Below are 21,929 nucleotides of genomic sequence, written 5' to 3' on the forward strand. Positions count from 1 at the left end.
TGTTTATGGAAACAACTGGCGGTAAAGAGACCCAATGTGCTTATATCCCTCAGGAGTTATTGAAAGAAATAAGTAAAATCGGCAATCGTTTGTTGATAGGCATTCCACGTGAACGTAATCAAGATGAAAGACGTTTGGCGCTGACACCTGAGGCGGTGGATATGCTTACGGATTGCGGACACCGCGTGTTAGTAGAAAGCGGAGCCGGTTTAGGTATTAATTATTCCGACAGCCATTTTTCAGAAGCCGGAGCAGAAATTGTTGCTACACCGGCAGAAGTCTTTCAAGCAGATATTATATTAAAAATATTACCGCCTCTTGCAGCAGAAGTGGCATTAATGCGGTCTCGTACTACCATTTTGTCGATGGTTCAATTCAATGCGTTTGCTTTGGAAACCATTGAGCTTATGATGGCGAAGCGTATAAATGCGATAGCCTATGAATTGATTGAGGATGAATACAGGCGATATCCTATACTAAGTATTATTTCGGAGATTGAGGGGGCTGCTTCTATTACCATCGCTTCCGAGTTATTAAGTAATACACAAGGAGGTAAAGGCATTTTATTGGGAGGTATTCCAGGTGTGTCGCCAACAGAAGTTGTGATTGTGGGAGCCGGGAATGCCGGTACGGTTGCAGCCCGGGCTGCTTTGGCTTTAGGGGCTTCCGTTAAAGTGTTTGATGATGATATTAATAAACTTCGAACCATACAGCAGGTCTTGGGACAAGGGCTTTTTACGTCGACATTCCATCCCAATGTATTGCGTAATGCGTTTCAAAGTGCTGATGTGGTAATAGGTGCCATGCGTTATATAAATACACGCCATCGTTATGTGATAGCGGAGGAACTGATCCGCACCATGAAAAAAGGAGCGTTGGTTATAGATCTCCGTATTAACCAGGGAGGTTGTTTTGAAACGACTTGTTGCTTATCCCCGGAGAATGATCCGACGGTATTTGAGCAATATGGCGTATTACATTATTGTAAACTTAATATAAGTAACCGTGTGGCAAGGACTACTTCCATGGCTTTTAGTAACATACTTGTACCGTTGCTTCTTTCTTATGGCGATACAGGTTCTATTCAAGGACTGATAAAGGCGGATTATGGTTTTCGTTCGGGGGTATATATGTATTGTGGCAAACTGGTTAACAGTTATGTTTCCAATCATTTTAATTTATCGTCCAATAGTTTGGATTTATATCTGTCGGCGTTTTAGGTAATAAAAGTTTTGAACTCGTAAAGTTTATGCTTTACTTTGCAGTTGAGGTCTTAAATTAAAAGCGATAAAGCTAATATAGAATATTATGGCAGAACAGACAAAAGTTACAACTTTGGAGAAGGTTGTAGTCCGTTTCTCTGGTGATTCAGGAGACGGAATGCAGTTGACCGGAACAATCTTTTCAAATTTGTCGGCTATTTTCGGAAATGAAATATCAACGTTTCCTGACTATCCGGCAGAAGTACGTGCTCCTCAGGGAACACTAAGTGGTGTATCAGGATTCCAGGTGCATTTGGGGTCGCGTAAGATTTTTACACCGGGTGATAAAGCCGACGTATTGGTAGCGATGAACCCGGCAGCATTGAAAGTAAATGTAAAACACCTTAAACCGAATGCGATTGTTATAATTGATACGGATTCATTCCAAAAGAATGATTTGGATAAAGCATTGTTTACAACAGATGATCCGTTTGCGGAACTGGGATTGAATAGTGTACAGGTTGTTGCTGCTCCTATTTCTACTATGGTAAAAGACGGATTGGTTGAATTTGGCCTCGATAATAAGTCTGCGTTACGTTGTAAAAATATGTTTGCTCTCGGACTTGTGTGCTGGTTGTTTGAACGTCCTCTTGAAGAAGCCATGCACATGCTGCAGAATAAGTTCGCTAAGAAGCCAACGATTGCTAAAGCAAATATTAAAGCACTTACGGACGGATATAATTATGGTCATAATATACATGCTTCCGTTTCTACTTATCGTATTGAAAGCAAGAAAGCAGAACCCGGTTTTTATACGGATGTAAATGGAAATAAGGCTACTTCGTATGGTTTGATTGCGGCAGCAGAAAAAGCAGGGCTGCAATTATTCTTAGGAAGTTACCCCATTACTCCGGCTACGGATATTTTGCATGAATTGTCTAAACGTAAAGACTTAGGCGTTATTACTGTACAGGCCGAAGATGAAATAGCTGGTATCAGTACTGCTATTGGCGCCAGTTTTGCCGGCTGTCTTGCCGCAACATCCACCTCAGGTCCGGGTTTGGCATTGAAAAGTGAAGCTATCGGTTTGGCCGTAATAGCCGAATTGCCTTTGGTGATTATTGACGTACAACGTGGAGGCCCTTCTACCGGAATGCCTACCAAGAGTGAACAAACAGATTTGATGCAAGCTCTGTATGGTAGAAACGGCGAAAGCCCGTTGGTTGTTGTTGCTGCTTCTACTCCGGGTGATTGTTTCGATGCCGCATATTGGGCAAGTAAATTGGCCGTTGAGCATATGACTCCGGTTATTTTGTTGACAGATGCTTTTATTGCCAATGGCTCTTCTGCCTGGAAGTTGCCGGATTTAGATAAATATCCTGCTATTCAGCCTAATTATGTATCAAATTACAAGGACGAAAAAGTATGGAAAGCTTATCGTCGCGATAAAGAAAGTCTGGTCCGTTATTGGGCTGTTCCCGGAACGGAAGGATTTACGCACCGTTTAGGCGGATTGGAAAAAGATTATGAAACCAGTGCAATATCTACAGACCCGGTTAACCACCAGAAAATGGTAACTACCCGTCAGGCTAAGATTGATAAAATTGCAGATTATATTCCTGAATTGGAGATCGTTGGTGATAAAGATGCTGATTTGTTGATCGTGGGATGGGGTGGAACTTATGGTCATTTATATGAAGCGATGGAGACTATGCAGGACCATGGAAAGAAGGTTGCGTTAGCTCACTTTAAATTTATAAGCCCGCTGCCGAAGAATACGGCTGAGGTTCTTTCTAAATATAAAAAGGTTGTTGTAGCAGAACAGAACAACGGACAGTTTGCAAATTATTTACGCAGTAAAATATCCGGCTTCAATCCATGCAAGTTTAATCGTGTGAAGGGGCAGCCTTTTGTAGTATCAAGGTTAGTTGAGGAATTTACTAAAATAATGGAGGCTTAAAAGATGGCAACAGAAGAATTAAAATATCAACCGAAAGATTATAAAAGCGATCAATATGTCCGTTGGTGTCCGGGCTGTGGAGACCATGCCGTATTGAATTGTCTGCATAAAGCGATGGCCGAAATCGGTGTAGCTCCTCATGATATGGCTGTTATTTCCGGTATCGGGTGTTCTTCCCGTTTACCTTATTATATGAACACCTATGGTTTCCACACTATCCATGGTCGTGGTGCGGCAATTGCAACAGGTGTAAAAACTGCGCGTCCGGATTTGAATGTATGGTTAATTACCGGAGATGGAGACTGTCTGGCGATTGGCGGTAATCATTTTATTCATGCGGTACGCCGTAATGTAGACCTGAATATCGTATTATTCAATAATAAAATTTATGGTCTCACGAAAGGTCAGTATTCTCCGACTTCGGATAGAGGTTTTGTGTCTAAAAGCTCTCCTTACGGAACGGTAGAAGACCCGTTCATCCCTGCTGAACTTGCATTAGGTGCTCGTGGTAATTTCTTTGCCCGTGCTATTGATGTCGATTTGAAAAATACAACGGAGATTTTGGCAGCCTCTGCCCGTCATAAAGGAACTTCTGTTACGGAAGTGCTTGTGAACTGCGTTATTTTCAATGATGGTATCCATAAAGGCATTGTGGATAAAGAATATCGTGCTGAACGTACAATTTTCCTTCGTCATGGAGAAAAGATGCTGTTTGGTAAGGACAACCAGAAAGGGATTGTTCTGGATGGATTGAAATTAAAAGCGGTAACAATTGGTGAAGACGGTTATACGATAGATAATGTATTAGTACATGATGCTCATGAGAAAGATAATACTTTGCATATGATGCTGGCCATGATGGGAGGCGATATGCCTGTTGCACTAGGCGTCATTCGTGATGTGGACGCTCCGACATACGATAAGGCCGTTCATCAGCAGATAGAAGAAGTTCAGGCAAAAAATCCGACACGTAAGCTGCACGACCTTCTTATGAGTGGCGAGGTGTGGGAAATTAAATAGCAGAATGAGGCAAATTGTAAAGTCCACTGAGCAAAAGGAATGCGCCTATTGTTAAATGGATAGAAAATAGTAATTATTACTGAAAAATTTCCTTAATAGAGTTTTGCCTATGAAAAAATGTATTACTTTTGTACCGCGGTTAACAAGGTGAGGCAAACAATAAGGTTGGAACTACAGTAATACATTAACCGTATTTACACACAGCGTGAGATAAAAGTTATATAAAGTCAATCAATTAAAATTAATTCAAGATGGCTAATTTAGATTTAAGCAAGTACGGAATTAAGGACGTAAAGGAAATCGTTCACAATCCGTCTTATGATGTTCTGTTCGCAGAAGAAACAAAACCGGGTTTGGAAGGCTTTGAAAAAGGTCAGGTAACCGAACTGGGTGCTGTAAACGTGATGACTGGTGTTTATACAGGTCGTTCACCTAAAGATAAATTTTTCGTAAAGAATGAAGCTAGTGAAAAGTCAGTATGGTGGACTTCTGAAGAATATAAAAACGATAACAAGCCTTGTAGTGAAGAAGCTTGGGCTGATCTGAAAGCTAAAGCTGTAAAAGAATTGTCTGGCAAACGTTTGTTCGTTGTTGATACTTTCTGCGGCGCTAACGAAGCAACTCGTATGAAAGTACGTTTTATCATGGAAGTAGCATGGCAGGCACATTTCGTAACTAACATGTTCATCCGCCCGACTGCTGAAGAATTGGCTAACTACGGAGAACCTGATTTCGTATGTTTCAACGCTTCTAAGGCAAAAGTTGACAACTACAAAGAATTGGGCTTGAACTCTGAAACTGCTACTGTTTTCAACTTGAAGACTAAAGAACAAGTTATCCTGAATACTTGGTACGGTGGTGAAATGAAGAAAGGTATGTTCTCTATCATGAACTACATGAACCCGCTACGTGGTATCGCTTCAATGCACTGCTCTGCTAACACAAACATGGAAGGAACTAGCTCTGCTATCTTCTTCGGTTTGTCTGGTACAGGTAAGACTACTTTGTCTACAGACCCGAAACGTAAGTTGATCGGTGACGACGAACACGGATGGGATGACGAAGGTGTATTCAACTACGAAGGTGGTTGCTACGCTAAGGTTATCAACCTGGATAAAGAAAGCGAACCGGATATTTACGCTGCTATCAAACGTGACGCTTTGCTTGAAAACGTTACTGTAGCTGCTGACGGTAAGATCGACTTCGCTGATAAGAGCGTAACAGAAAACACGCGTGTTTCTTATCCGATCTATCACATCGAAAACATCGTTAAGCCGGTTTCTAAAGGTCCGCACGCACAACAGGTTATCTTCCTGTCTGCTGACGCATTCGGCGTATTGCCTCCGGTATCTATCCTGAACCCGGAACAGGCTCAATACTACTTCCTGTCTGGTTTTACAGCTAAGTTGGCTGGTACAGAACGTGGTATCACTGAACCTACTCCTACATTCTCAGCTTGCTTCGGTGCTGCTTTCTTGTCATTGCACCCTACAAAATATGCTGAAGAATTGGTTAAGAAGATGCAAAAGACCGGTGCTAAGGCTTATTTGGTTAACACTGGTTGGAATGGTTCCGGCAAACGTATCTCTATTAAAGATACAAGAGGTATCATTGATGCTATCCTTGACGGTTCTATCGACAAAGCTCCTACTAAGGTTATTCCTTACTTCGACTTCGTTGTTCCTACAGCTCTTCCGGGTGTTGATCCGAAGATTCTTGATCCTCGCGACACCTATGCTAATGCTGCTCAATGGGATGAAAAAGCGAAAGATCTGGCTGGTCGTTTCATCAAGAACTTTACTAAGTTCACTGGTAACGAAGCAGGCAAGAAGTTGGTTGCTGCCGGTCCGAAGTTATAATAGATTAAAAATTGTTGGCAAGCACTGCCAACAATTAAAAATATTTGTTTTAAAAAGCGTAGAGATTATCTCTACGCTTTTTTTATTATGTATAGGTTAATTTTATTATATAATGTGAAGTAGTTTTAAAAAATATCACTACCTTTACCCCAAATTATCTTTTATTAAAAGGGAAAAGACAGTATAATGATAAAGAAGTTAATATGTTTTATCGGGATATTGTTGCTCTTGTCATCATGCGGCGATAGCAATACTTACCAGATTGAAGGGAAACTGACCAATCTGGAAGACCAGACTGTTTTTGCCGTTTTTGAAAGAGATGATTATAAGGTGGTGGATACGGTTGTATGTGATAAACCCGGCCACTTTGAAATAAAGCAGCCAAAAGACGGATTTAATTGTGTAACCATTTTCTTTGAAAATAAAACACGCTGGATTACCGCATATCTTCAATCAGAAAGTAAGATAACTATAACCGGTGACGCCAACTATCCTTTATTATTAGAAGTAAAGGGAGGGCGCATCAATAACAAACTATCCGCTATGCGGAAAGGGATAACGCCTTTGTTAAAAGAGTTTACGGATTTAAACCGGATGCTGAATGAAAAGAAATACAGTAATGCTATAGAAGAGGCCGATATTGCATCTCGTTTTGCCAACGTAAACTTACAATTGTCGGAGTACGCAATGTCCTATATAAAGGAAAATCCGGATGAAGAAGCATCGATTGTCTTGATACAACTATTCTTTACTGATGCTGAGGACACGAGGAAGATGGATGAATTGTTGGCCTTATTAGATCCGAAAATAAAAAGTTTTTACCTTATACACGAACTTGAACAGTATAGTGCGCGTGCTAAACGTACGGCATTAGGAGCCGAAGCTCCGGGCTTTACCGTAAAGAATATTTATGGCAATTCGGTAAGCCTCGATTCTTTTCCTCAAAAATATGTGTTGCTTACATTTACAGCTCCCTGGTGCGATATGTGTCAAACAGAGGATTTGTATTTGGATAAAGTGGCAACCAAGTATCCGAAAGATAAACTTGATATATTATTGATAAGTCTGGACGATAACCAGAAAAATGTCCGTGATGTATTGAAAAAGGACAGTATCCAGTGGAATTTAGTTACCGATTCAGCCGGTCAGGCTACCATGCTGATCGATTTATATAATGTAAATGCATTGCCGCGTTGTTTTCTTATTGATGAAAATGGGAAAATACTTCTTAAAACTGATAACGGCGGCGAGATAAAACAAACATTGGAGAATCTGATGGATGATGAATAAGCAAATAAATAATAGTAAGTAAATAGCAGAGAAATTCTGCTATTTCTGTTTTTAATAAAAATCTTAACTATGTTAGTAAAATCTTATGCTGCCGCATTGCAGGGTATCTCTGCCACTGTAGTTACTATCGAAGTAAATTGTACCAAAGGAATCCAGTTCTATTTAGTAGGCTTGCCGGATGTTGCTGTGCGCGAAAGCCATGAGCGAATTATATCGGCTCTACAGGTAAGCGGCTATAAGTTTCCCCGTAACCGCATTGTTATTAATATGGCTCCGGCAGATATCCGTAAGGAAGGTTCTGCCTACGATTTGCCTTTGGCGATTGGAATAATGGCAGCCGCCGAAGAATTGGATATTTCATTATTAGATAAGTTTATGCTGATGGGTGAACTCTCGCTGGATGGAAGTTTGCAGCCAATTAAAGGCGCTCTATCCATTGCTATCAAAGCGCGGGAGGCCGGTTTTAAAGGCTTTATTTTACCAAAAGAAAACGTGCGGGAGGCAGCTGTAGTAAATGATTTGGACGTTTACGGCGCTACTAATATCAAAGAAGTCATAGAGTTTATGAACGGCAAACAAACCATGCAACCTACGCTGGTGGATACCCGTAAAGAGTTTTATGACAACCGTGAATTATTTGACTATGACTTTTCGGATGTACGTGGACAGGAAAATGTAAAGCGGGCGTTGGAAGTAGCTGCGGCAGGAGGACATAACCTGATTATGGTAGGACCTCCGGGCAGCGGCAAGTCTATGTTGGCAAAACGCCTGCCGTCTATTCTTCCGCCCTTTACATTGAGAGAATCTTTGGAGACAACTAAGATTCATTCGGTAGCCGGAAAAATAGGAGGAGGAACATCTCTTATGGTGCAACGTCCCTTTCGTTCGCCTCATCATACTATCTCTACTGTGGCAATGGTAGGCGGAGGCACTTTTCCGCAACCGGGGGAAATTAGCCTGGCTCAAAACGGAGTTCTTTTCCTCGACGAATTACCCGAGTTCAACCGGAGTGTATTGGAAGTGATGCGCCAGCCGCTTGAAGATAGGAAAATCAGTATATCAAGAGCCCGGTTTACGGTAGACTATCCGGCTAGTTTCATGTTAATAGCTTCAATGAATCCATGTCCGTGCGGTTACTATAACCATCCGGAACGCCCTTGCTTGTGCACTCCTGGAGCGGTACAAAAATATATGAACCGCATTTCCGGCCCACTATTAGACCGTATCGATATACAAATAGAGATTGTACCCGTCCCGTTTGAGAAAATCTCCGAACAACGTCCTTCTGAGGCAAGCGCTTCTGTCCGCGAGCGTGTAGTGAAGGCTCGCGCAATTCAGGAACAGCGTTATGCCGGTTATGAAAACATCTTTTGTAATGCGCAAATGAGTACAAAATTGCTCCATGAATATGCTGTTCCCGATAATGCCGGATTATTGTTATTGAAAAATGCCATGCAGCGCCTTCATCTTTCAGCCCGTGCCTACGACCGTATTCTAAAGGTCTCCCGTACGATAGCCGACCTGGAAGGCTCGCCTGATATTGAATCTTCCCATTTGGCAGAAGCTATTCATTACCGTAACTTAGACAGGGAAAATTGGGGAATGTAGGGAGAGGTTGTCTGTAAATCCGCTTCTTTCTACCTCTTTTGTTACTTTTACTTACTGTTTTTGTCTACTTATTTTAGCTCAAGATACCGCTCTTTTTATTAGGCCGACACCTGTCGGCCTATAGTTTGACAAAGGTCGGCTTATGGACCGACAGCTGTCGGTCTATTAAAATAAGCGGGCTTTTCGGCTAATAGGTAAGCTGTATTGCTTTAAAACGTGCCGGCATTGAGCGTTTATGAAGGAGTGGTTAACTGTTTCTATACTCTTGCGGTCCCATGCCGACATACCGTTTGAAATACTTTCCGAAGAAAGACATGTTTGTAAAGTTCAGGGAGTAAGCAATGTCATGAATAGATAAATTAGTGGACTTGAGTTGTGTTTTCGCATCCATAATTACCATAAGAGAGATAATCTCGATACAAGTTTTGCCGGTTACCTGTTTAACAATTGTGCTAAGATGAGCCGGAGTTATGCCAAGCTTTTTGGCATACCACACAACGGAACGTTGTGTGGTATAATTCTGCGTAACTAATTGTCCGAATTTTTTACTTATCTGTTCGGCCTTAGATAAGCTTACTTTATTAAATACCTTGTTTTTATACATGGCACCTATTCCCAGTAATATTCCGGAAAGAAGATGATTCAACATTTCTTTTCCCATATTAGAGCCATAGAGTTCATAAGTCTTAATCAATAAAGTGAAATAATCTTCCATCAATTCGGCCGCGTTCTTTTTCAGGAATACAACGGGCGTTTCTTTTACAACGTAAAGTACATCCATTGCCGATTTTACAACATTGGAGTCGTTAATAAAGTTGGAAGAGAATCCCATAAAGTATATTTGCAGGTTTCCTTCTATTTTATGTATCTGAAAAATAGATCCCGGCAGGATTGTAATGAAACTGTATGGCTTTACCTGAAAACGAATCAGATTAAAAGAAACCTCTATTTCTCCTTCCATGCACAATACAAATATTCCGGCTTTCAACCGGCAGGGAAAGTCTGTATAGAGCCCTAGTAGCTCTTTGGTAATATTCGTACCTATAATCCAGTCTTGAGGGAGGTCTATTTTAGGGATATCATTCTCCATTTTTCTCTATTTTTATGTACGTTACAAAGATAAAATGATTTTATATAAATAAGTGCGATATCTGATAAATAGGACACGGTTGTAGCTTGTGTATATGTTATATGTAAGAAAACAAACTGTTAATGTTGTGTCTTTTTTATTTGATATCTAAAAAAAAGAACACATAATCGAATAAATAGACCTTGTGAGGATGATGGAGTTATATTTACTTTGCACCGGTTTAATTAGGCAAAAAGGGTATTTTCCGCAAACAACTGCATTTGTTTTTATTTAAGGCTGAATAAGTAAAGATACACTAACATAATGAAAAAGAGAAAACTAACACGTGGCTTGGCAAAGACATTGTTGTGTTTTGGAGCTATAAGTGCAGGACTTTTTTCTTGTGATTCGGATCGCCTGAATGAGAATGGAGGGTCCGGTCGTTTACGTATAAGTTTATCTGCAGATACTACGTCTTTAAAGAAAGGCGTGACCAGTTCCACCCGGTCTGTATCCGTAGATGATGAATTTCTTCCGTTCCTTACTACCGGCGATTATAAAATCCGTATCGTACAAGATAAAGATACGGTGAGTTCCTTTGACCGTTTCGATGAGATGCCTTCCGAGATAAAATTGAAAGAAGGGGCTTATACATTGGTTGCATATAAAGGCAATAATCTCCCTGCTGCTTTTGAGAATCCTTATTTTGAAGGTAATGCAGACTTTATCATTAAAGCGGATATGAATACTCCGATAGATATAACCTGTACTTTGGGAAATGCCCGCATTATGGCAGACTATACGGAGGATTTTAAAAAGATGTATTCGGATTATGCTACTCTTCTTAAGACTTCTTTTACAACAAATAACCTGGAAATAGTGAAAGGCGAGCAGCGTCCTGCTTATCTGCAGATTGACAAGGAAGGAACAGAGCTGTCAATCTCAATTCGCGTGAAAAAGGTGGGTGAGGAGAAAGAAAAGACATATACTGTACCTTCTACCATCCTTATAGAACGGCGTCAGAATGTGCGTTTGATCTTTAAAACGGATGGTAGTACGAACGGAATAGGCCTGGATGTTTTGTTGGATGATAAACTGGAAGAGAAAACCTACTGGCCTGAAATTCCTGATTTTATGCTTCCGAAGAATTAAAAATGATATTAAGATATTTATAAGATGAAGTATATAATTTATTCTATATTATTTCTTATGGCAGGTTTAGGTATTACCGGATGCGGTGATTCGGATAACCTGAAAGGCGGTTTTGCCGAAGGAACGGGAGGGCTTAACCTGAAAGAGCCGTCAACAGAAAAAGAAATTGATATACCTGTTATATATACACGTTCGGGCGATATTGCATTTGATTTGCAACCGGAGACGTTCCCTGTTTCTATTTATAAGAAAGGAAGCGAAACGAGTGTGAAAAGTTTTGAATCGTTTGCGGCCTTGATTGATGCCGGTTCTCCGCTGGTATTGCCTGTTGGCGAATATACGGTAAAGGCATCATCATTTACTCCTTCGGAAAAAGTTTCGGAGAAACCTTACTTTGATGGTTCTACCGATTTCGAAATAGAGGAAGGCGAAGTATTGAACACTTCCGTTAAGTGTTTCTTTAAAAGTCTGGGCGTGGAGCTTCGTCTTTCCGACCGGTTCAAAGAATTGCTTGCTGCACAACCCGAAAATTATGACTATACGGTTACGGTTTCAAATGAATTGGCAACCTGGACTTTTGATAAAAAGGAGATGAAGACGGGATATTTTCTAGATGGTTGTACTCGTTTGATTGTGAAAGTTGTAGTGAAAATGGGGGGACAGACCTACCCGGAACGTACGTGGTATTTTAAGAACGGTGAGAATGCTCCTCAGATAGGAGAATACTATATTATTACTTTGGATGCAGGTAAGAGTGAGTTGAAAATGTCTTCATGTAAACTTTAATAATTAAGAGGGAATGAACGCTTTTGCTAATAGATTGTTTTTAGTCTTTTTTGTTTTGGTTTCTGTTCTTTCTTCCTGTGAAATGAAGAAAGATATACTTGGACAAGTAGATAAACCGACAGACAATAAGATAAAGGGAGACGCAGGTTTACTTGATTTGGAACTGAAGCCTCAAAAAGAAGCGAGTATTCCGGACTCTAAAGGAGGCGTTTCCGGCTCGGATGTTGTTGTGATTGATGTAAATGATTTTGCCATAGAGATATTAGACAGTCTCGGACAAGTTTATAAGTCTTATAGAAGCTATGCCGACTTAAAGAATGAAGGCGGACTGCTTCTGCCTGTAGGCCGATACTCTGTAAGGGCTACATTAGGCGAGGACCTGGATGCCGCCTTTGATTCTCCTTTTTACTCCGGATCGAACGAATGCGAGATTACCCCTCAGGAGGTTGCTAAGGTAATTACCGATTGTGTGTTGAGTAATAAGAAAATTATATTTAGGTGCTCGGATGAATTTAGAAGTAGCTTTGAAGATGATTATTCGATTGTGGTAGATAATGGAAACGGGGCTTTGACTACATTCAGAGACGAAACAAGAGCCGCTTATCTTAGAAATACAGGTGTATTGCAATTCTGTATTTATGCCACTACCCGTAGCGGAAAAAATGATAAGGTTTATAATATCAATCTATCGGGTATGCAGGAAGTGAAAGACCATAATAATATTTTAGTTGATCTGGGTATTGTGAATGATATCCCCGGCGGAGATGATAATCCCGGCGGAGAAGATCCTGATGAACCGGAAGATCCGGGAGATGATGATAAACCGGAGCAACCGATAAAAGCCCCTACGATTAAAGTGGATGTCTCTTTGATAGAAAAAGACTATGTAATTGAGATACCTTCCAACTTTGTGGATGCCGGTGGAGAAGAGCCGGAGAATCCTTCGGGAGATAAAGATTTGCCGGCAATTACTGCAGAAGGTTTTTCTTTCACCAAGCCGGTGGAAATATCAGCGGGTAATTCGGATGTTATGGTAAAGATTAATATAAAGACTCCGAAGAAGCTTGCTTCCTTAGAAGTGGCGATTACTTCTGCAGTATTAGAGCCGTTGCTGGAGGAACTAGGGCTTGGAGCTACATTCGACATGTGTAATCTTTCCGGTGAACAGGCTTCCATATTGACAAGCTTACAATTGGCTATTCCTGAAAAGGGAGGAATTGAGACGCTATTTGATATATCGGCATTTATGCCAATGATTGCTCTTCTGGATCAACCAGGTAATTATCTGTTTAAGATATCTGTTAAAGATGAGGCCGGAAATACGGCATCGCAAACGCTTACTGTAACGATGAAATAACTAAAAAGGATTGAGTTATGCAAAGGTTAATACAATATATATATGCATGTTGCTGCGTTCTGCTTTTTATGTTCGTATCTTGTAATGACGATAAGAGTGGGCTGGCTCCCAGTGGAACTCTTTGTTTGAATGTAAATCAGGACGAAACTGTATTAACGAAAGCCCAGAGTGCTGTCGTTAATGAGAGTTTACGTGTGGATGTTATAGCGGCAAGCGGAGATACAATTAAATCGTATAATGACTATGTGAAGGAAGTGCAGAATGAAAAATTGGTACTGCCTGTCGGGACTTATACGGTGTCTGTAGTATCCAATCAATCGAAGGATGCCGGTTGGGAGAAACCTTTTTATGCAGGGGAAGAAACAGTGGAGGTGAAGGCTGGAGAAATAACCAGTGCTACTGTTATCTGTAAAATTGCAAATGCGAAAGTAACAGTAGTCTATACAGACGGTGTAAAGGAAAACTTTGTAAATTATGAAACAACAGTTAGTAACAATAGCGGTTCTTTACTTTATACACGTGACGAATACCGGGCCGGATATTTTACACCCGAGAAGTTAACAGCCAGTTTGGCACTGACTAATAATGATGGCAAAGCATATACATTCCGACAAGTATTTACAGATATCAAGCCTCGTTACCATTATACGATTAAGTATAAGATGGGAGATAAACCCGGAAGTCCGGAAGGAGGAAGTGACTTTAATATAACTGTAGATGATGAAGCTAAAGTAGTGGAATGTGAGGTGGTGATTGATGAAAGTGATATGGAAGGGCAGAAAGTGCCTGTTATCAAACTGTCCGATACTTTCAAAGAAAATATGCTTTCGATAAAAGTAGGCGATAATTTGCCTTCTTCATCTTTGCAGATTGTTTCTCAGGTGGGAATAGAAACGCTGACAGTGAAAGCCGAGTCCGATTTGTTTGCTGCTGTTGGTTTGGATTTGTTTGATTTAACCAAGCCGGATGAAACGACGAAAAACAAACTGGGTGTACTTGGTTTCCCTTTGTTGCCGGGTGGTCAGGATATGAAAGATATTACATTGAATTTTGATGCCTTGGCTGGAACATTCTTGCAGGATATCGCATATCTGCAATCAAAGAAGCTTCATACCTTCACAGTTTATGCAATGGACTCATTGCATCAGGAAACGGAGATAAAGTTTGTATATGAGGCTCGTCCGAATGTGTCTATTTTGACAAATAAACCTAATGCGTTTTCTACATTTGCTTTCTTATGTGGTGAATCACAGGAGGCATCTGGGCATGCTTTTGAGTTTAGGAAGCAAGGTGATATAGAGTTTAAAACTATTGAAGCTACACAAGTAGATGCGGATGGAACTTTTTCTGCGCTTGTAACTTCGTTAATTCCTGGACAAACCTATGAATACAGGGCCGTTGCCGGAACAGATAGCGAGGGAGATTTGGTCTCCTTTAAAACAGAAGGAGCGGTAGAATTGCCCGGAGGTAAGTTTGATGAGTGGAATGGTAATAATCCTGCTAACTCTTTTTGGAGTTCTGGTAATAATAGTTTTGCAGGTAATTTACTTTCACCAACTGATGATGTTGTAGGAAATGTTAACTCTATAAAGGCTGCATCACTCCAATCACAATTTGCAACGGTTAAATTTGCAGCAGGTAATTTATTTACAGGTGATTTTAATTTAAGTGGGACTACCGGTTATATAAAGGTCGGCCGATTGTTTTCTGCAAGACCTACTAAATTGAAAGGGTGGTATAAATATAGTCCGGGAAATATTGATTATTCAGGTGAGATAACAACTCCAAGTGGAAGAAAAATAAATGTACAAGGAATGGATACTTGTTCGGTTTTTATTGTGTTACTGAAAAATACTTTTACAATTAACTCTAATGATCAAAGTACATTCTTTGACTTAGAAACTGACTGGTTCAAAGAAAATGTCATAGCTTATGCGGAATTGCCATCCAGTCAATGTGTGGAGACTAAAGATTATACACAATTTGAATTGACATTGAATTATTTTTATCCTGATTATAATACCTCTTATTATTTAGCGATCATATGTTCAGCTTCTAAATATGGTGATTATTTTAAAGGAGGTACAAAAAGTAATCTGAAGCTTGATGAATTTGAATTATTATACGATTACGACCCTAAATGCTTTTCTAACGAATAATATAATGTAGATGAAAAGAATATTATTATCTCTTTTGGTATGTATATTTCCTGTGACGGGAATGGCAAAAGAGTCAAAATACGACCGTGGAATTGTGATGAAGACTTTTATTCCGAAAGGACAATGGATGGTTGGTGCAACTTTTTCATATTCGGAACATGTTGATGATAACTTTGAGTTCATGTCTTTATTGAAAGATATAAATAGTGAGGGCTATACTTTTAAAGTAACTCCGATAGTGAGCTACTTTATCCGGGATAATATCAGTATAGGAGGACGTTTGGCTTTTTCACGTTCATATACGAAGCTGGATAATATAAGTCTTTCATTAGGGGATGATCTGAATATTGAAATAGAGGATTATAATAATGTATCAAATACTTATTCGGCGGCTGCGTTTTTACGTACTTATCTGAATTTAGGGGATAGTAAACGTTTTGGCCTGTTTAATGAAGCACGGGTTAGTTACGGCTATTCGCAAAGTAACGGTTCTTCAGGAACGGGGGTGGACTTAAGTGGAGTGCATCAGTTGAAACATAACCTGAATATAGGTGTGGCACCGGGTATAACTTGTTTTGTGAATGACTTTACGGCTGTTGAAGCGTCTATTAACGTGGCAGGTTTGAATTTTAACTGGTATGATCAAACGCGAGATCAGGTATATAAAGGTTCGCGCTCGTCCAGTTCTGCTAACTTCAAGATTAATTTATTGTCGATAGATTTGGGTATTGTTTTTTATCTTTAATATAAAATGAGAGGGAATAAAGCTTTATATATCTGTTTGTCTGTCTTTTTGATCTTTACCGGATGTATCAAGAATGATTATCCGTTGCCTACTATTAAAGCGGAAATAATGGAGATTGCTATAGAAGGCACTCAATCTATAAAGATTAATGACGAAACAAATACGGTAACGATTAAAGTGGCCGATACTCTCGATTTGAAAAATCTGCAAATAGAAAAACTTGTTGTAACGGATAATACAACAATTATCCCGGATGAAAAAGCCTGTAAAGATTTTGTAAACTTCCCTGATACAAGTTTCTCTTCTATCAACTATTTACCGGCGTCGGCTAATACTTATATGGATTTCAGAAAGCCGGTATCTTTCCTGCTTCGTTTATATCAGGATTATGAATGGAAGGTAAATGTATCTCATGCGATAGACCGTAAGATAAGAGTGAAGAACCAGGTGGGACAGGCGTTGGTTGATGAAAATACGAAAAATGTGATTATTTATGTGGATGAAGAAGAACAACCCTCATTCCGCAATATAGAGATTCTGGATTTGCAATTGGGAAGTTCTATTGCAGAAACCGTTCCCGATCCTGCATTGGTAACCGACTTTACGCGTCCCCGTGTTTTTCTGGTTTCCCTCTTTGGTGAGACAGACCAATGGACGGTTAGTGTAAAATACCCTCCTGCAGATATGGAAACAACTACTATTTCACCATGGGCCAGAAGGGTTTATATTGAAGGTTATACAAAAACAGGCATTGTAGATGTGAAATACCGGGTAAAAGGTGATCAGGATTGGGAATACATGCTTTCCAGCGATTTGACCGTAGAGGATGGTTCATTTCAGGCGATAATAACTCATTTGCAGCCCGAAACTACCTATGAGTATGTATTAACAGTAGACGGAAGTGATAAAAGCGTTGAAGAGTTTACCACTGAAAAAATGGAACTTGTTCCGAACTTAGGCTTCGATAATTGGATTAATACGAACGGAACCTATTATCCGAATCTGGATTTGGAGGCTAATTACTTTTGGGATTCCGGAAATGGAGGAGCAAAGAGTGCGAATAAAACACCTACGGAAGAAGAAAAACGAAATGTGGTAAAAGGCTCGGCTGCTTATTTGCATTCAGAATATGCAATGGTTGCATTTGCCGCAGGTAATATATATACGGGCCAGTTTCTTAAAGCGGTGGTTGATTTAAAAAATCCCGGAGCAGAACTGGACTTTGGCCGTCCTTACACCGGTCGTCCTTCCGGATTGAGGGGGTACTATAATTATCGTCCGGGTATCATCGATTATGCAAAAGAACCATACGCGGATATGATGGGACAAAAAGACTCCTGTCATATTTATATCGCATTATTTGACTGGACACAGCCGTTCCGGGTAAATACTCAAAAGTCGTTGTTTGTGGATTTATCATGGAATAATGAGTCGATGATTGCTTTTGGTGAATTTAAAACAAATGCAACCTCCACTGATTATAGTACATTTAAGATAAACCTGAAATACCGGGATTATTTTACGAAACCAACTTATATACTTATTGTAGCTTCGGCCAGTAAGTATGGGGATTACTTTACGGGAAGCACAAGCAGCGCCTTGTGGCTGGATGAGTTTGAATTGGTGTTTGAATAATTATTGTAATCTATGCTGGAAGAAAGACGGATTGCAATATAGTAGTTTTAAGTATATGAAAACAAGAATGAATTATTTAAAGTACTTTGTGATATTGGTTTTTGCAGTATTGGGAACAACTGTGGTTTGGAGTGCAGATGTAAAAGTTCTTGTTGGTTCGGCTAATGAATTAAGAACAACTGTCAATGACGCTGCAAATAATCCAACAAATACATATTATATTCAACTAGTAGCCTCTCCTATAGAGCTCGGTGATAATCCTATAGTTATTTCTGCAGGTAAAATTGTGCTTGATTTAAATGACCAGACCTTGTCCGCTGCTCGTGAGAATGACGGAGCGGCTATTTGTATAGAGATGAAAGGGGGCTTTCTAACAATTGTAGGAGGAGGGACAGTTTCAGCGACAGCTAAAGGTACAACGGGGGGCTTTTTGGGTTCAGGAAAAAATGGATATGATGCTAGCACTATAAATTATAGTGCAGGTACGCTTAATATTCAGAAAGGAACTTTTATGGCTACGGCAACTAATGGTGCCGGCATTATTGCTGGTTCGGATGGAACAAGTTATTCTTTAAAGTCTGTTAAGACTATAGACGATATAGTAATGAAAGGCTCTGTTTTAAATAGAAATGGTGAGTATATGACTGACTATAGTATGACTGGTTTTAGCCAAAAAGGAGCTTCTTCTTCTTTTTCGGTTGAAATAGTTGACTATAAATTGACTTACAATCCTGCCGGTGGTACAAATCCTACTAGCTTATTAACGTCTTATACCATAGAAACTAAGGATATTTCTTTTCCTCCACCATTGGAGCCAAAGAAAAAAGGATATGATTTTAATGGATGGTATTATGAGTCAGGACAAAAAGCGGATGTGGAATCTTTATTTCCAAGAGCAACATCAAATCCGTATGAAAGAAATCTTACAACCCATTGGGAGGCAATCCGTTATCCTATTACTTATAACCTCAATGAAGGTGTCAATACCGATAATCCACAAGATTACACTATTGAATCAGAAATATCATTGAAAGATCCAACCCGAGCAGGTTATAAGTCTATGGGATGGTATGATAACAAAGAATTTACAGGAAATGCGGTAACTTCTATACCTCAGGGTTCTACAGAACCAAAAATATTTTATGCAAAGTGGTCTAAGCTTTATGCTATTCAGTATTATACAACAGAAGGAACAGGACCTTCGGATGCATCTTATGTAGTTGAAGATACCCCATTTAATTTGCCGAAACTCACTCCACCCGACGAAAGTTATAAATTTATGGGTTGGTGTGCAAAGAACGATTTCACAGACGATCCCATTTTTTCTTTACCCAAGGGTACTGTAGGTGATAAAGTTTTTTACGCAAAATGGAATAGAACTTATTATATTACCTATCACTGGCAAGTTCCGGAAGGGAAACCGACAATGACCCCGATGGGAGATGAAAAGCATCCTTATACTAAAGATGATGCCGTAACTCTTGAAACTCCTGTAAACGGAGCTTATCAGGTTGCCGGTTGGTATGATAATGCAGGATTGCAAGGTAGCCCGGTTCCTCCGGTTATTCCTAAAGGGACAGAAAAGAACTTTGAGCTTTATGCCAAATGGGAGCCTGCTAAATATTCAATTAAATTTGAAACTTACTATGGTTCTTTCCCTACGGGAGTTACTGTGCCTGATACATATACTTATGAATCGGAAAATATCACTTTGCCTAATCCGATTCGTAGTGGCTATACTTTTGCCGGTTGGTATACGGATGCCGCTTTGACGAATGGTATTGCTACATTGGAAAAGAATTCAATGGGAAATAAAACTTTCTATGCGAAGTGGACTTTGGGTAATGCCGTTAGCATATTAAAGCCGACAAATGGCCGGATTGTAGTAAATAGCGGAAATATAGAGATTAAGAATAATGAAAAAGTAGGAGCCGGAATTGCTTTAACAGTAACTGCTATACCGGATTCATCTATTTATAGCCTGACCAAGCTAACAATAGGGAGTAATATATATACTACTACTTCGGTTGATACGATTATGCCTGGAAATGATGGCCTAACCATTTCTGCAGAATTTGCGGATCTTCGTCCGTCCGCTTCTGCGCCTAAGGTAATAACAACGCCTTCGATTACGGATTATATTCCGGCAGGAGAGAGCGTGACTGTTTCTTTGGTGAATACGGATGCTGCTGCCACATTATATTATAGTATAGACGGCTCTGCTCCGAAACTCTATACTCAGCCGTTCCAGATCAGTAGTCTTTCGGTTGATAAGACCATACGCGTGGATGCTTATGCAAAGAAAAACGGTTATAAAGATGGGGTAACCACACGTAATATTACGTTTGGGAAGGGAAAAATTACGATTACTTTTGTATTGCCAAAAGGGGTAACAGCGGTTAATCCGGAGGGTGGTGAAGTCATATCGGCAGTTGCCAGTGGCGGAACATTTGAATTTAAACTGGTAGTAGACAAAAACTATTTTGAATCGTTGGATGATCTCAAAGTAATGGCGAATAACAAAGAGCTTTTGCCAAATACAAAAGGTGTTTATACATTAAACAATCAGACAGGGAATATAACGGTTAATGTGAGTGGAATTACCGGTATTACCCATACGGTAACATTGAAACAATCGGCAAACGGGTATATTTGCTTTACAGGAGACGATGAAGACAGCGCCCCTCGTACGGTGAGCCATGGCGACCGGGTTTCAATAACTGCTAAAGGGGATGCCGATTATAAATTCTTTTCATGGACGGACGGGACGAGCGATAATCCGCGTTTGGTACTGGTAGAGAAAGATACTACTATTCAGGCTCGTTTTGTGCAGGAAGATCCCGGATTCTTGATGGTATTACCTACACTGACCGGAGCAAAAGTGAAACCATTGACAGGTTATTCTACTTCTGTGAAGAAGGGTGGGACGTTTAAGTTTTATATCAGTAAAGAAAGTGACTATAGTGATTCGGAACCAGTGGTTTATGCGAATGGTGAGAAGCTTACTGTATATAAAGATGTATATAGTCTGTATAATATAGCTGAGAACTATGTGATTTCGGTTGATGGCATCCGGTTGAATAAAACGACACTTAAGTTGGCCGACAATGTTATTGCATTTAATATGGAGACGGCTAAGCAGATAACGAATGAGGCACTGACGCCTACGACGATGGTTTATCTGCTGGCGAAATCACCGGCAGGCAAGCGTTTCTCTATGTGGAATGATGGAAAGGTTGATAATCCGCGCATTATAGCGGTGAAAGATGCTCAACAGTTATTGCCTTTGTTTGTCTCTCTTCCGAACGAGAATTTGTTGAAAGTGGATTTACCTGTGATACCAGGTGCCGGTATGGGGGCAGTCAATGCGAATGCGGAGGCGTTGAAATCCGGAGACAATATTCAGTTGAAACTGGTTATTCTGCCTCAATATAGTAAAAGTTCGGTGAAGGTAACAGCAAATGGTGATGTTGTGGAGCCGGACTTGGCCCTTCGTTCGTCAACTGAGACTAAAACGCAGTTCTATACATTAAATAATGTTTCCGATAATGTAAAGGTTGAGGTGTCCGGGTTGGAATTGAATAATTATACTTTTTCTTTGGAACAGAATAAAGGAGGGAGAATAAGTGCTTCAAAGACTGGAACCGTAAAACATGGTACGGTGGTAACAGTAACTGCCACTCCGGATAATGGTAATCTGTTTTTGAAGTGGAGTGATGGCAATACGTTGAATCCTTATCCGTATACCGTGACCGACAATTGTGTTTTAAGTGCACAGTTCGGTAATGCAAGCATACCATTAGATAATGAGTCCATCCAAAAGGATGGTGTGCGTATTTATACGAAAGAACATACTTTGTATATAGAGACGGCGAAAACTTCGAATCTGCAAGTTTGGGGCTTTAGCGGGCAGATGGTATATAATGTATCTATTCCCGAAGGCCATTCTGCATTCTATTTACTAAGTGGAGAATATATTGTAAAGGTCGGTGATAATAAACCCGTGAAGGTTTCCATACGATAAGACAGAAAAGGCTTGCAAAGAAATGCAAGCCTTTGTCTTTTAGTGTGGTTTTACTGATATAAC

The 21,929-nt window shown here is 40.0% G+C and carries 14 protein-coding genes; 13 read left to right on the plus strand and 1 reads right to left on the minus strand.

The features are described from left to right. The first annotated feature begins 5 nt into the window (after positions 1 to 5). The 6 genes from C1721_RS06225 (at position 6) to C1721_RS06250 (ending at position 8,939) form a co-directional block, all read left to right on the plus strand. Positions 6 to 1,220: an alanine dehydrogenase gene (locus C1721_RS06225; RefSeq protein WP_102409275.1), complete on the plus strand. Its 1,215-nt coding sequence runs from the start codon at positions 6 to 8 to the stop codon at positions 1,218 to 1,220. 88 nt (positions 1,221 to 1,308) lie between these two features. Next, positions 1,309 to 3,162, plus strand: coding sequence for a 2-oxoacid:acceptor oxidoreductase subunit alpha (locus tag C1721_RS06230; protein ID WP_102407595.1), 1,854 nt, complete (start codon positions 1,309 to 1,311; stop codon positions 3,160 to 3,162). Positions 3,163 to 3,165: 3 nt separating this feature from the next. Next, positions 3,166 to 4,182 carry a 2-oxoacid:ferredoxin oxidoreductase subunit beta gene (locus C1721_RS06235; protein ID WP_102407596.1) on the plus strand — a complete coding sequence of 339 codons (1,017 nt, stop codon included), beginning with the start codon at positions 3,166 to 3,168 and terminating at the stop codon, positions 4,180 to 4,182. A 251-nt stretch (positions 4,183 to 4,433) separates the two neighbouring features. Then, positions 4,434 to 6,041, plus strand: a complete 1,608-nt coding sequence (gene pckA, locus C1721_RS06240; protein WP_102407597.1) for a phosphoenolpyruvate carboxykinase (ATP) — start codon at positions 4,434 to 4,436, stop codon at positions 6,039 to 6,041. Positions 6,042 to 6,227: 186 nt separating this feature from the next. Further along, positions 6,228 to 7,331, plus strand: coding sequence for a TlpA disulfide reductase family protein (locus C1721_RS06245; RefSeq protein WP_102407598.1), 1,104 nt, complete (start codon positions 6,228 to 6,230; stop codon positions 7,329 to 7,331). A gap of 69 nt (positions 7,332 to 7,400) precedes the next feature. Beyond that, complete coding sequence (locus tag C1721_RS06250) at positions 7,401 to 8,939, plus strand: YifB family Mg chelatase-like AAA ATPase (protein ID WP_102407599.1); 1,539 nt, start codon at positions 7,401 to 7,403, stop codon at positions 8,937 to 8,939. A gap of 247 nt (positions 8,940 to 9,186) precedes the next feature. Here C1721_RS06250 and C1721_RS06255 read toward each other — a convergent pair whose 3' ends face one another. Next, positions 9,187 to 10,029, minus strand: a complete 843-nt coding sequence (locus C1721_RS06255; protein WP_102407600.1) for a helix-turn-helix domain-containing protein — start codon at positions 10,027 to 10,029, stop codon at positions 9,187 to 9,189. A 303-nt stretch (positions 10,030 to 10,332) separates the two neighbouring features. Here C1721_RS06255 and C1721_RS06260 point away from each other — a divergent pair, with 303 nt between their 5' ends. From C1721_RS06260 to C1721_RS06290, 7 genes are all read left to right on the plus strand, one after another. After that, positions 10,333 to 11,160: a DUF4493 domain-containing protein gene (locus C1721_RS06260; RefSeq protein ID WP_102407601.1), complete on the plus strand. Its 828-nt coding sequence runs from the start codon at positions 10,333 to 10,335 to the stop codon at positions 11,158 to 11,160. Positions 11,161 to 11,184: 24 nt separating this feature from the next. Then, positions 11,185 to 11,946 carry a DUF4493 domain-containing protein gene (locus C1721_RS06265; protein WP_102407602.1) on the plus strand — a complete coding sequence of 254 codons (762 nt, stop codon included), beginning with the start codon at positions 11,185 to 11,187 and terminating at the stop codon, positions 11,944 to 11,946. A gap of 82 nt (positions 11,947 to 12,028) precedes the next feature. Beyond that, positions 12,029 to 13,303: a DUF4493 domain-containing protein gene (locus tag C1721_RS06270; RefSeq protein WP_102407603.1), complete on the plus strand. Its 1,275-nt coding sequence runs from the start codon at positions 12,029 to 12,031 to the stop codon at positions 13,301 to 13,303. A gap of 17 nt (positions 13,304 to 13,320) precedes the next feature. Next, positions 13,321 to 15,462: a DUF4493 domain-containing protein gene (locus C1721_RS06275; RefSeq protein WP_102407604.1), complete on the plus strand. Its 2,142-nt coding sequence runs from the start codon at positions 13,321 to 13,323 to the stop codon at positions 15,460 to 15,462. Positions 15,463 to 15,472: 10 nt separating this feature from the next. Further along, positions 15,473 to 16,207 (plus strand): hypothetical protein, encoded by a 735-nt coding sequence (locus C1721_RS06280; RefSeq protein WP_102407605.1) that lies wholly within the window; start codon positions 15,473 to 15,475, stop codon positions 16,205 to 16,207. 6 nt (positions 16,208 to 16,213) lie between these two features. Next, positions 16,214 to 17,842: a PCMD domain-containing protein gene (locus C1721_RS06285; RefSeq protein ID WP_102407606.1), complete on the plus strand. Its 1,629-nt coding sequence runs from the start codon at positions 16,214 to 16,216 to the stop codon at positions 17,840 to 17,842. A gap of 67 nt (positions 17,843 to 17,909) precedes the next feature. Further along, positions 17,910 to 21,866, plus strand: a complete 3,957-nt coding sequence (locus tag C1721_RS06290; RefSeq protein WP_159063542.1) for an InlB B-repeat-containing protein — start codon at positions 17,910 to 17,912, stop codon at positions 21,864 to 21,866. The last annotated feature ends 63 nt before the right edge of the window (positions 21,867 to 21,929 follow it).

It is taken from the genome of Parabacteroides bouchesdurhonensis (assembly GCF_900186615.1).
Lineage (GTDB): Bacteria > Bacteroidota > Bacteroidia > Bacteroidales > Tannerellaceae > Parabacteroides > Parabacteroides bouchesdurhonensis.

Bases quoted from the DNA above. Each gene is read 5' to 3' on its own strand.
- C1721_RS06225 (WP_102409275.1), top strand. From the start codon at position 6: ATGGAAACAACTGGCGGTAAAGAGACCCAATGTGCTTATATCCCTCAG.
- C1721_RS06230 (WP_102407595.1), top strand. From the start codon at position 1,309: ATGGCAGAACAGACAAAAGTTACAACTTTGGAGAAGGTTGTAGTCCGT.
- C1721_RS06235 (WP_102407596.1), top strand. From the start codon at position 3,166: ATGGCAACAGAAGAATTAAAATATCAACCGAAAGATTATAAAAGCGAT.
- pckA (WP_102407597.1), top strand. From the start codon at position 4,434: ATGGCTAATTTAGATTTAAGCAAGTACGGAATTAAGGACGTAAAGGAA.
- C1721_RS06245 (WP_102407598.1), top strand. From the start codon at position 6,228: ATGATAAAGAAGTTAATATGTTTTATCGGGATATTGTTGCTCTTGTCA.
- C1721_RS06250 (WP_102407599.1), top strand. From the start codon at position 7,401: ATGTTAGTAAAATCTTATGCTGCCGCATTGCAGGGTATCTCTGCCACT.
- C1721_RS06255 (WP_102407600.1), bottom strand. From the start codon at position 10,029: ATGGAGAATGATATCCCTAAAATAGACCTCCCTCAAGACTGGATTATA.
- C1721_RS06260 (WP_102407601.1), top strand. From the start codon at position 10,333: ATGAAAAAGAGAAAACTAACACGTGGCTTGGCAAAGACATTGTTGTGT.
- C1721_RS06265 (WP_102407602.1), top strand. From the start codon at position 11,185: ATGAAGTATATAATTTATTCTATATTATTTCTTATGGCAGGTTTAGGT.
- C1721_RS06270 (WP_102407603.1), top strand. From the start codon at position 12,029: ATGAAGAAAGATATACTTGGACAAGTAGATAAACCGACAGACAATAAG.
- C1721_RS06275 (WP_102407604.1), top strand. From the start codon at position 13,321: ATGCAAAGGTTAATACAATATATATATGCATGTTGCTGCGTTCTGCTT.
- C1721_RS06280 (WP_102407605.1), top strand. From the start codon at position 15,473: ATGAAAAGAATATTATTATCTCTTTTGGTATGTATATTTCCTGTGACG.
- C1721_RS06285 (WP_102407606.1), top strand. From the start codon at position 16,214: ATGAGAGGGAATAAAGCTTTATATATCTGTTTGTCTGTCTTTTTGATC.
- C1721_RS06290 (WP_159063542.1), top strand. From the start codon at position 17,910: ATGAATTATTTAAAGTACTTTGTGATATTGGTTTTTGCAGTATTGGGA.